Source organism: Candidatus Sororendozoicomonas aggregata, assembly GCF_031528575.1.
GTDB lineage: Bacteria > Pseudomonadota > Gammaproteobacteria > Pseudomonadales > Endozoicomonadaceae > Endonucleibacter > Endonucleibacter aggregata.
The window spans coordinates 1-11,971 of the sequence record NZ_JAVLSP010000041.1 but is presented as its reverse complement, the minus strand read 5'-3'; the positions used below and the strand labels follow the sequence as shown (position 1 = coordinate 11,971).

9 protein-coding genes are annotated in these 11,971 nt (G+C 46.5%); 4 read left to right on the top strand and 5 right to left on the bottom strand.

Going from position 1 to position 11,971, the window contains the following annotated elements:
- Positions 1-55: 55 nt before the first annotated feature.
- Together V4C51_RS09445 and panF are read left to right on the top strand one after the other, a co-directional pair.
- Positions 56-349: a YhdT family protein gene (locus tag V4C51_RS09445; protein ID WP_330925908.1), complete on the top strand. Its 294-nt coding sequence runs from the start codon at positions 56-58 to the stop codon at positions 347-349.
- A complete protein-coding gene (panF, locus tag V4C51_RS09440; protein WP_330925907.1) occupies positions 339-1,805 on the top strand; it encodes a sodium/pantothenate symporter in 1,467 nt (488 codons plus the stop codon). The genes V4C51_RS09445 and panF overlap by 11 nt, the downstream gene beginning before the upstream one ends.
- A 118-nt stretch (positions 1,806-1,923) precedes the next feature.
- Here the strand turns inward: panF and V4C51_RS09435 are convergent, their stop codons facing one another.
- Positions 1,924-2,643 carry a glycerophosphodiester phosphodiesterase family protein gene (locus V4C51_RS09435; RefSeq protein ID WP_330925906.1) on the bottom strand — a complete coding sequence of 240 codons (720 nt, stop codon included), beginning with the start codon at positions 2,641-2,643 and terminating at the stop codon, positions 1,924-1,926.
- A 150-nt stretch (positions 2,644-2,793) separates the two neighbouring features.
- On the opposite strand from V4C51_RS09435, the gene V4C51_RS09430 reads away from it, so the two are divergent.
- Positions 2,794-3,456: a L,D-transpeptidase gene (locus V4C51_RS09430; protein ID WP_330925905.1), complete on the top strand. Its 663-nt coding sequence runs from the start codon at positions 2,794-2,796 to the stop codon at positions 3,454-3,456.
- Between the two features lie 81 nt (positions 3,457-3,537).
- On the opposite strand, the gene V4C51_RS09425 is transcribed toward V4C51_RS09430, so the two are convergent.
- Positions 3,538-6,183, bottom strand: a complete 2,646-nt coding sequence (locus tag V4C51_RS09425; protein WP_330925904.1) for a ShET2/EspL2 family type III secretion system effector toxin — start codon at positions 6,181-6,183, stop codon at positions 3,538-3,540.
- An 881-nt stretch (positions 6,184-7,064) separates the two neighbouring features.
- Entirely contained in the window at positions 7,065-7,931 is an 867-nt protein-coding gene (locus tag V4C51_RS09420; protein ID WP_330925903.1) for an alpha/beta hydrolase, read from the bottom strand.
- Positions 7,932-8,580: 649 nt separating this feature from the next.
- On the opposite strand from V4C51_RS09420, the gene V4C51_RS09415 reads away from it, so the two are divergent.
- The gene (locus V4C51_RS09415; protein ID WP_330925902.1) at positions 8,581-9,951 is read left to right on the top strand and encodes an AmpG family muropeptide MFS transporter; all 1,371 of its coding nucleotides are present in this window, start codon (positions 8,581-8,583) and stop codon (positions 9,949-9,951) included.
- A gap of 241 nt (positions 9,952-10,192) precedes the next feature.
- On the opposite strand, the gene V4C51_RS09410 is transcribed toward V4C51_RS09415, so the two are convergent.
- Entirely contained in the window at positions 10,193-11,356 is a 1,164-nt protein-coding gene (locus V4C51_RS09410) for a 5-(carboxyamino)imidazole ribonucleotide synthase (RefSeq protein ID WP_330925901.1), read from the bottom strand.
- Between the two features lie 8 nt (positions 11,357-11,364).
- Entirely contained in the window at positions 11,365-11,847 is a 483-nt protein-coding gene (gene purE / locus V4C51_RS09405; RefSeq protein ID WP_330925900.1) for a 5-(carboxyamino)imidazole ribonucleotide mutase, read from the bottom strand.
- Between the last annotated feature and the right edge of the window lie 124 nt (positions 11,848-11,971).

Below are 11,971 nucleotides of genomic sequence, written 5' to 3'. Positions count from 1 at the left end.
AATTATTGTCACTACAACCACAAAAACGCCTTTCTTTAATGATGAATATTGCCGTATGAAAACACTTTGCTCACGTTACTCTCAGGCACACCGCGAAGCGCGCTGGGCAATTGGACTAACCCTGTTTTACTTCCTCTGGTGGTATCTGTCAGCCTATGGGCTGGCATCAGGCCAGGAGCGCTTTGAGTCGCTATCTCTGGTGCTGGGTCTGCCCCTTTGGTTTTTCCTGTCCTGCATTGTGGGGCCTTGTTTGTTTATTGCGCTCTGTGCCGTGATGGTTCGCTGTGTGTTCAAAGATATGCCCCTCGACGCGGATGTCGCTTATCAGGGGGATACTGATGAACATTGAGTTATTGATTCCCCTTGTGTTGTATTTAGCGGGGGTTTTTGCCCTGGCATTTGTTGCTCGGAAACGAAGCGCCAGCCAAAACGGTGGGTTAAGCGAATATTTAATCGGCGGACGTAGTATCGGTGGTTTTGTCCTGGCCATGACGCTCGCGGCCACATACGCCAGCGCCAGCTCCTTTATTGGTGGTCCGGGAGCCGCCTATAAAATGGGACTCGGCTGGGTACTGCTGGCCATGATCCAGTTGCCGGTTGCCTGGCTGACGCTTGGGGTATTGGGCAAAAAATTTGCCATCGAGGCCAGACGCAATAACGCATTAACGCTTAACGATATGTTGTATGCACGTTATAAAAACCGGCCAGTGGTGATTCTGGCATCCATTTCACTACTGCTGGCTTTTTTTGGAACAATGGTTGTTCAATTTGTCGGTGGAGCTCGCTTATTAGAAGCTGTGACGGGTCTGAGTTACACGCAAAGCCTGGCATTTTTTGCTGTTACCGTGGGTGTCTACACGACAATCGGAGGCTTCAGGGCCGTGGTTATGACTGATGCCCTTCAGGGTATTATGATGATTCTGGGAACCATAGCGCTCCTGGCCGGTGTGATATACGCAGGCGGCGGCCTTGGCGCAATGATAAAAGACCTGTACGAGATAGACCCCGCACTGGTTAGCCCTTACGGCCCGGAAAATTTTTTATCACAACCTGTTATGCTCAGCTTCTGGGTATTGGTTTGTTTTGGCGTAGTAGGTCTTCCCCATGTTGCCGTTCGTTGCATGTCCTACAAATCCACAAAATCGCTACACCGTGGAATAATCATTAGTACTGTGGTGATCGCCTTCCTGACACTGGGCATGCATCTCGCTGGTACCCTCGGGCGGGTGCTGATCCCTGAGCTTGATAGCCCTGACCATGTGATTCCAGCGTTGATGACAACAGTACTGCCTCCTGCTGTCGCCGGTTTGTTTTTAGCAGGCCCAATGGCGGCGATTATGTCGACGATTGACTCTCAGCTGATTCAGGCATCGGCAACCTTACTGAAAGATTTGTATTTCAACTTCCTGGTGTCACCAGAAACCCGTGGTAAAAAGGTGGAAAGTCGCTTGCCCGGATTATCCCTCTGGGTGACAGGTATTCTGGTATGTCTACTCTTTATTGCCGCGGTTAATCCGCCTGAAATGCTGATTTGGCTGCATCTGATGGCCTTTGGTGGAATGCAGGCTATTTTTCTCTGGCCGCTGGTGCTGGGGTTATATTGGAAAAAAGCAACGGCAGGAGGCGCGTTTGCCTCTATGCTCACCGGTGGCGGCAGCTATATAACACTGACCGTTATCAAGCCTGATATGGCCGGTGTGAATGCCATTGTGCCAACGTTATTATTGAGCTTGTTAGCTTTTGTTCTGGTCAGTGCGTACCGCCGCCCTGTGGAATCGCCGGTGGTGGCGAATAACACATTTTGACTCCCCCGTAACAGTGACATCAAAAAGCGATAACCACTGCCTCATAAACTTCCGATGAAACACTCAATGTTTATGGGGCATTGTTTTTGCTTTTGCGCTTTACAGGGCGTCTGACGCTTCATAACAATGCCTGGGGTACGTCAGAAAAACAGCCGTCGACACCCCACTGTCTGAGTATCAAAGCCTGGCCATGGTCATTAACAGTGTAACAGTAGAGTTCATAGCCCTCAGCTTTTATCAGCCGGGCTTGTTGTTCCCTCAGAGTCTTGGCATTCACATGAATACTGATCGCCTTCAGAGCTTCTGCCTGACGTTGCCAGTTTCCAGGCAAGCTCTTAAAGAGGCAGCCCAGTAAATGGTCACACCTGTGCCGGTAATACGTCAGAGATTTGTTACAAAAACTTGAAATTAATAGCTGATCCGTTGGAAATTGCGTATCTTTGATGGTTTGCAGTGTCTGGCTTGCCAGCTCTACCGGGTTGCAACGGTTGGGTTTGAGTTCAAGATTCAGGCTCATTCCTGTTTGTTTAATCAACGCCAGGGCATCTTTCAGCAAGGGAATCTTTTCCCCGGCGAATTCAGAGGAAAACCAACTACCAGCGTCTAACGCTCGCGCCTGATCAGTGTTGATTTTATCAATGTAACCCTTGCTGCCGGTAGTTCGCTCAAGTCGGGCATCATGAAACATAACGGGGGTACTGTCTGCCAGCAAGGTGACGTCCATTTCTATCCAGCGCAGTCCTGTATCAGCGGCTTTTTGTATACCAGCGAGGGTATTTTCAGGTGTAAGACTGGCTATACCGCGATGACCAATCACAGGACTCATGGTTGGATCCATTCTTGATTTCCCTGATAAAGTTAATATACTGAAAGTTCTACCATGCTCACAACAAAGCGGATTCTCAAGAACTCTCTTGCGGAATAAAGCAGAATTAGATTGTGCCTTACCGATGTGCTTTATTAAAGTAAAAAAATGTCCAGAAATAGAATGACCATGATCAATGAGCAGTTTTTTATTAGAGGGCTGTCCGTTGTCAGTGTACTTATGGCAATCATTTTATCGGGATGCTTTTCGGTTCCTGACTCAGGTTCAAAATTTGGTCTGAAATTGGTTCCGAAATTGGGTCCGAAAGCAGTGCCTGCGCAAACGGACAAGACTGGGAATCACCGCTCTCCTTTCATCGTGGTCAATATTTCAAAACAAAAACTTTTTTTAATGAACAAAGGCAAGATTATCCGGTCCTTCGACGTTTCGACAGCTTACCATGGTATTGGCAATAAAAGCGGAAGCCATAAAACGCCGCTCGGTAAACACAGGATCAAATATAAAATTGGAGACGGTGTTCCTATAGGCGGTATTTTTAAAGGAAGAAAATATATTCACCAAATTGCCACTATCCATAAAGATAAAACAGATATACCTGAAGATTTGATTACCACGCGCATCCTATCCCTTGAAGGTTTGGAGCCAGGGCTGAATAAAGGTAAAGGTATTGATTCTTTTGAGCGACACATTTATATCCATGGAACCAGTGAAGAAGGATTGATTGGCCACCCGGCCTCAGAAGGCTGTGTACGTATGAGAAATGCTGATGTGCTGGCGCTTTATAATCTGGTTCATGAAGGGACGCTGGTTTATATTCAGAAGTAATAATAAAAACATGTGATATTGAATTCATTCTTTGGCGTTTTAACGACAAGCGTTTACACAATTTTAATTACAGTCTCTGAATTACAGCCTCAAAAAAAGCTTTAATAATAAAAACCGCTTCGATATGAAGTCAAGATGGCTGTTTTTAATTGCTTTTCCATAGGCGGTAATGACCTGCGGCGCTCTTCTGTCTTCGTTGACGATTTGCTTCAGCGCTTCATTATTTTTCAGCCTGTCACTGTACAACACCTCTCTCTTATTACGCTTGCTCAGCTTGCTGCCAGCCACTAATTGAACATAATTTTCAACGAATTTCGGATTAGCTTCTGATAACCCCGCCTCCAAAATAGACCTCTGTTTTTCTGGTTTTAACAAGCGAATTTTGACATCTTCATCAAGGTTAGAATTCAGGATCGCTTTTACTACAGCGCCTGTTAATTTGAGACGTTCATCAATTGAAATATTACCCAAACCATAGTCGATAGCTTGACTTGCTTGCAACAATTTTATCTTACTTCTGTCGCTTATCTTGCTACCAGCCACTAATTGAATATAATTTTCAACGAATTTCGGATTAGCTTTTGATAACCCTGCCTCCAAAATAGACCTGTGTTTTTCTGGTTTTAACAAGCGAATTTTGACATCTTCATCAAGGTTAGAATCCAGGATCGCTTTGACTACAACGCCTGTTATTTTCAGACCCTCATCAGTTGAAATATTATCCAAACCATACTCGATAGTTTGACTTACTTGTAACAGATTTATCTTACTTATGTCGCTTATCTTGCTGCCAGCCACTAATTGAACATAATTTTCAACGAATTTCGGATTAGCTTCTGATAACCCCGCCTCCAAAATAGACCTGTGTTTTTCTGGTTTTAACAAGCGAATTTTGAAACCTTCATCAAGGTTAGAATCCAGAATCGCTTTGACTACAACACCTGCTATTTTCAGACCCTCATCTGAAAATTTATCCAAATCATAATTGATAACTCGACTTACTCCCAACAATTTTTTCTTGCTACTGTCACTCAATTTACTATTAGCCACCAATTGAATATAGTAGGTAATGAATTGGTAATCCGCTCGTGATATAGCCAATTCAATAGAAGAGATGTAGTGTTTTCTTTCTAACAAACGAACTTTGACGTCTTCATCAAGGCTGGATTCCAAAATTGCTTCAAGTAAAACAGTTGCTGATTCAGATTGCTTATAATGGATAGCACAATAAATAGCCTTGATTATTGCCTCTTCATCAGCCAGGTTCTTGACATTGAGCATCTGCTTCAGTTTTTTTCTGGCAGTTGGATGGGGTAAATGCCCACTCTCAGTTAAATGGTATATCATCCTGGCATTCACAGGATCTATGATTTCAACACTAGCCTCCTTTCCTTCTGGTTTGGCTTCTATACTAAAAATAACAGTGGAAAACTCGCTCTCGGGAGAGTAATACTGATTAAAGCGCCCATCATCAGCTACCAACTCCCTAAGAGACAAACTATCTAAAGCATCTATTGATGAAGCGATTGTCCGGTTAACTCTGAGCGTGTCATTAGGATCGTAAAAAGCCAACCTGATTTCATCCCCCTGAGTCAACTCTATTTTTAATGCCAATGCGTGAGTAGTTGTATGTATAATATAACCTTTTGTACTGCAATCGTCTTTTATCTGCTTCCTGACCATAGCTTGAATAGCTTTGCCCAAATTTTTTTCAGCAAAATAGCATCCTTCACTGTGGACTCGTTCAAACTGCACTTCTCGCAACTGGCGATCATTCAAAATCCGGGGATTATAAATGATCCTGGCAACGGTACTCACGGTTGAAAATTTGCCTGCTTCTTTTTCTCCAATTTGCCCCGTTGCAAATGCATAGGCCAAGTGCCTGCATACCACATTTCCATCACCTTCAGGGTTGATCGCTTTTCCATTGAGGTTCTCCACTTTCCCTTTGGACATATAGTTGAGAATAACGGGATCATTGCTATCGAGCGTTTCATTAAACCCACGTATGTCTTTTCCGGCTACTTTTAACGTATACGGTCGGTTCATATGCGTCAGTTTCTTCACTTTTCTTTGCAGTAAAGATTTTGGCGATTTTCGTTGCTTTGTTATTCTCCCGTTTCGAACGCGGTGCAAACTACCCTTTCCTTCAGAAGCAGTAACCGTTCTTTGATCGAGCGACTTAAACCCTGCCGGGCGCGTTGGCAAGAGAGGTTTAGCACTGCGCGTTACTTTGTTGAATAACCGCTCCTCAGTTTTCGTAACGGGTAGCGCCGGATTGGGTTCAACAACAGGCTGGGGTGTTTTATGCGTTGAAGCTTTTCGACTGCCTATTGATCTTGCCGGTTTAGAACCGCTCTGCTGTTGACAGGGGCCGCGAGGAATGTAGGTTATGTTTGGCGCTTCACGCAAGCTATGCTCTGCTTTAAACGCAGAAACCGTTCTCTGATTCAGCGGTTTAACCCCTGATGGGCACACTGGCTTGAGCACTTTAGTACCCTGGTTTGCATCATGCTTAGACGCGTCTCGAGCGCTTATTCGTTTCTCCGGTTGAGAGCCAGTCTCCCTTTGAGAGCGGACACGGGGCATATAGGTTTTCTCAAGGGGGTCTGATAGCCCGGTCACATGTAAACCACGAAATAAACCGGCAGGCTTGCTTGTTTTTTCCTGAGCTTTTGAGGAACCGGTCGATGGGGGAGGAATTATTTTCTTATTGATTTCAGGCATTTTTTAAAGCCGTTTTCTTGGAGCCTGTCGGACTTATGCTTTCGAGCATAAAATTCTGGCCGCACTTTCTGGATTTTAGGCCGAAATTGTCTTAAGTCCGACAGGCTTCTTGTATAAGCTATGAGAAACAATGATATTTTCGCCTTTTGCAGCAATATCTTTAGGGGAAAGAGTTCGAGAATCGAAAGATCCTGCAAAATGATGGCGGCTGTCTGTCTTTTGCTAGGAGCCTGTCGGACTTATGCTTTCGAGCATAAAATTCAGTAGGGCGAGTCAGATTTTTCGATGGATTTGTGTGAAGAGTTGACCTATTTAAGCAAATTCATCGGAAATTCTGGCCGCACTTTCTCGCACTTTCTCGCACTTTCTCACACTTTCTCACACTTTCTCACACTTTCTCACACTTTCTGAATTTCAGGCCGAAATTGTCTTAAGTCCGACAGGCTCCTAGCCCGAATATTTCATAAACTCCCTGAGAGCCGCAAGGAGCAAGCAAGGCCAGGAGCATGTTTATCCTAAATTCCGCAGTTGAATTTTGTAAATTCCTTCTATTCCTTGTGACAGTTAGGCTTGAGCATTTTTATAACACCCCTTTTGGGTGAGCGTACAAAATGGTTATAAACCTACGCTCGTATGGACTTTAACAAAGGTGCTGATTTCAACTGATTAATTTAGGTTTATGAAATATCCGGGCTAGCTATTTCTCAACGTATCAACAACCATCGCTCTCTTTTGAAAAGCGCCTGAAACTTGTCGCTCAGAATAGAAACCAAGTTCTCAGCAACAGGGATAGCCCACTGCGCCAGGATAGTTGTTCCGCTGCATTAATCAGTAAGGCACAAAAACACCATTAGACACAACAACCATTGTGCTCTCACCTGTTAACAGTACTGATCTAACCAGGCCTGCTGCTGCTTTGCACAGCGCAAAAAACATTTGCCAGAATACATTTCATAATGGGCGGCACCTGTCTCAGTATGGAGCTTCTTCGGCTCTTGTGCTAGATCATACAATCGCTTTATTGCCCCTGCCGGGTTGACAGCGTCGTGTTCTGCTCCCACCAGCAAGATGGGCGCAGTGATATCTTTTATGTACTGCTCAGGTTTTAACGACAGAATCTCAGCAGTAGAGAGGTAGGGAATTTTAATGCCCAAGGACGGAAACTGCTCCCGGTGCTCCTTGTAAAAATCAGCAGAAGCTGAATCCGTCAGTACCTTTGAAATAGGCACTACCATTTCACGCCCGGTAGTCACTTTTTTGTTCTGCATTCTGGCCAGTGTTTGATAAAAACGACGCTCATCAGCTTCAGTGAGAGTATGAGTCAGTAGCTGTGAGCCATCAGCAAAAGGCAGTTGTGCAATAAGGCACTTTACTCGTTTATCACAGGCAGCGGCGACAATCGCATTTGCACCACCAAAAAAAGACCCCCACAAAGCAATACGATCAGCATCAATAAAGTCGAGGCATTTTATATAATCTATAGCCGCCAGTATATCCTCAACCTGTCGTTCGGTATTAAATCTGCCAGATTCACCCTGACTTTGGCCAAAGCCTCGATAGTCGAAAGTAAGCGCAGCATAACCGTTCTGTGCGAAGAATATTGCATACGAGGGGAGTAGCCAGTCTTTGACGCCACAAAAGGTATGACAAAGAATAACAACAGGCAGGGGAGCTTTGAATTTTTCAGGACAATAAAGGTGACCGCTGATGTTCTGGTCGTGTGATAAAAATGCGATGTTCTGACGCATGATAACCCCGTTATGCCAGCTCAAAAAGAGCAGAAAAAGTAGGAAGGGAAGAAGCCCATAGTCTCTGGTATTCGTGATTTTTTTGCTGGGATGGAAAACAGAAGTCAGTAAAACTCGAAATAACACGTCTGTTCACTCAATATAATGCAATGGCGTACGATTGTTAAGGTGTTGCTAAAGTTGAGCATCCGAAATGGTGCCGACTGCAGAGAATTTATGTTTCATATTAAAGAGACTGTCAACCTGAGTTCAGCAGTTCAATAGCGTTTTTCCCATGGGGAACAAGGCTCCCAGCAAGTTATACCCGTCGTCTTTTCTAACCCGGATATTTCATAAACTGCCCTGAGAATTGCGCGGAACCTTGCGGCTCTAAGGGATTTTGCGAAGGAGCGCCGTACCGGGGAGCACGGTCGACTGAGCAAAACTCCCTTAGAGCCGCAAGGAGCAAGCAAGGCCAGGAGCATGTTTATGAAATATCCGGGCTAACTAGCGTAAAGCACAGTTAAAGAATTTGATTACTGTTAAAAGCGGTCAGTTGCCGAATTCAGAATCGATACTTTTGAAACTTTCAGGCTTCCTTTACAGCGTTAATACCCTTATCCTTTGCCAGCCAGTTCAAATATAAACAACCCGGGCACTAGCAATAATCATGTTTTCACAGCACATAAAAACTGGATGGCAGGCATTAGAAGTTTATCGCCATCCAAAAGCCATTGTTCTTCTTTTTCTTGGTTTTTCTGCCGGCCTGCCATTGATGTTGTTATTTTCCAGCCTTTCTTTCTGGCTGCGAGAGGCGGATGTTAGCCGAGCCACTATTGGTTTTTTCAGCTGGATTGGCCTTGCCTACAGTATCAAATGGATTTGGTCACCACTGGTGGATAAATTACCCCTGCCTATTTTACGCCCACTGCTTGGACGTCGTCGTTCGTGGCTACTTTTAAGCCAGGCCGGTATTGTTACCGGGCTTGTCGGCATGGCATTTACTGACCCCGCGCAAAACCTGGAACGTATGGCGCTACTGGCAGTATTGGTAGCCTTCTGCTCAGCCACTCAGGATATTGTCATTGACGCCTACCGTATCGACACCGCTGAGCAGAAGTTACAGGCCGCATTAGCCGCAACCTATATGACAGGCTATCGTATTGCCATGATTGTTGCCGGTGCCGGTGCTTTGGTTGTTGCGGGCTTCGCTGCTGGCGACCAGACAGGCTATGTGCCACAGGCATGGATGGTCGCCTATCTCACCATGGCGGCATTAATGGGCATCGGTATTGTCACCACCTTGATCATCTCCGAACCGGCAAAACCCACAGCTCCTCCGGTGCTTGAACAGCGCGCCATTAACTGGATGGCCAACAATGCGCACTTACCCACGCCCGTGGTGAAATTAGCCGGTTGGATTTATGGTTCGCTGATTTGTCCTTTTGCCGATTTTATTCTGCGTTATCGGTGGCAGGCGCTGCTATTACTCGTCTTGATTGGCACCTACCGAATATCCGATATTGTCCTGGGTATCATGGCCAACCCTTTTTACGTAGACCTTGGTTTTACTAAACAGGAAGTCGCGGCTGTCTCCAAGGTTTACGGTGTCATTATGACACTGGCCGGCGCAGGTCTTGGTGGTGTGTTGGCGACACGCTTTGGTATTATGCGGATGCTGTTTGCGGGGGCGCTACTTTCAGCATTGACTAACCTGCTGTTTGCTGCAATGACCTATGCGGGCCATGATATTCTCTGGCTAACCGCTGTCATTTCCCTTGATAACCTGTCAGGGGGAATTGCAACCTCTGCCTTTATTGCCTGGCTGTCGAGTCTGACAAATGTTAACTATTCAGCCACCCAGTACGCGCTGTTCAGCTCCATGATGCTGCTCTTTCCCAAGTTCCTGGCCGGATTCTCGGGCGTGGCCGTGGACAGTATTGGCTACCCTCAGTTTTTTATTATGACGGCTTTACTGGGTGTTCCTGTGTTAGTGCTTGTCTGGCTGGCATCGAAGTATATGAACAGCAAAACAGACTAGGAGCCTGTCGAACTTAAGACAATTTCGGCCTAAAATCCAGAAAGTGGGAGAAAGTGCGAGAAAGTGCGAGAAAGTGCGAGAAAGTGCGGCCAGAATTTTATGCTCGAAAGCATAAGTCCGACAGACTTCTAGCACCATCGTCGTATTTTGCGCGAAAGCTGAAACCCGCTGTCGTGGTGGGTTTCTGCTTTGCAGGAGTGACAAACTGTTGGTATAGCAGGCCGATGTATTACCGAGGCTATCACACCCCTTCAACCAAATACTGACCGTGGCGTGCAACCCCAGGGTAACTTTCCTCAGGCAAGTATTGGGCTATGGCTATCAGCTTTTCACCCAGGGCCTTTTCGTTTTCAGCCACAATGTTAATGTGTCCCATTTTTCGCCCAGGGCGACAGGCTTTACCATACCAGTGACTGGTAACGCCAGGCGTCATCAGCACACCAGTCGGTATGAAAGTCTCACCAAGTACATTCACCATGGCACTGGGTCCGAGCATCCTGGTAGTCCCTAAAGGGAGTCCTGCGACAGCGCGTAAATGATTTTCAAACTGACTGCACAAGGTGCCTTGTTGTGTCCAGTGACCTGAATTGTGAACACGCGGAGCAATTTCATTCACCATCAATTTGCCCTGCACGTCAAAAAACTCAATGGCCAACACGCCCACATAATCCATAGCGCTGGTCAGTTTGAAAAACGCGGCTTCCGCCTGCGCCTGAATGTCAACAGCCTCTTTTTTGGCCTCTTTTTTGGCAATGGATAGTGTGAGCACACCGTTGGTATGATGATTTTCCGTCACCGGATAAATAGCCACTTTCCCCGAACGGTCACGGGCGCCAATAACAGACACTTCCCGCTGAAAAGGTATCATCTTCTCGGCAATAATTGTGCGGGGTGTATCCACAGAGCCTGAAGCAAGGAATGCCTGCATCTGCGACCAGAGCTGATCACGATCACTATCAGCGGTGAGTCGCCACTGGCCTTTGCCATCATAACCTGCCTGACAGGTTTTAATCACCAGGGGCAGCCCTAGCTGGTTAATCCCTTGATTCAAATGCTCCTGGGCGGTGATCAACTGATAAGGCGCACAGGGAATGGCCAGTTTATCGAGGAGCGTTTTTTCCAAACGGCGATCACCGCCGGTCTTGATGGCTGTTGTTCCCGGACAGAATTTACCCGAAGGTGAACATGCCTCAAGAACCGGGTCAGGAATATGCTCAAACTCCGCGGTAATCACATCAGCTTTTTCTATCGCCTGCGCCAGATCCCAGGGGAAAACCTCTTGGGTTAATGGATGAACCATTCGCGCTGAGCGAACATCGTAGGCCACCACATTTAAATCTAACGGTGCCCCGGCCAGGCTCATCATCCGGGCAAGCTGACCCGCGCCTAACACTACTATCTTCATGGTATTGTTTATTCTGCCGGGTTAGGGTTTACCAGCACGCTTTCTGTTTGTGCCTGGCGAAATGCATCAATTCTGCTTTGTAGCTCAGGCTGCTGACACCCCAGAATTTGTGCCGCCAGCAACCCGGCATTGGCCGCGCCGGCTTCGCCAATGGCGAGGGTGCCCACGGCAACGCCTTTTGGCATCTGACAAATAGAAAGCAGGGAGTCCAGACCGTTTAATGCCCTGGATTTCACTGGCACACCCAGAACCGGCAAGCTGGTATAAGCAGCAACCATGCCTGGCAGATGAGCGGCTCCACCGGCACCGGCAATAATCACTTTTATTCCACGAGCCGCTGCTCCGCAAGCGTATTGGGCCAGTAATTGTGGTGTACGATGTGCTGAGACGACTTTTGTTTCATAATCGACCCCAAGGTCATCAAGCATGTCAGCAGCATGCGCCATGGTGGGCCAGTCAGATCTGGAGCCCATAATAATGCCAACCGTCATATCTTCTCCCTATTTCACAGGCAACGCCAGGAGCCTGACCGAGAATAGCGCCCGTAGCGAGGATTACGAGAAATTGAGGATAAAAATTTCTGCTTCTGAGGATAATAGTGGGGCTATTTGACGA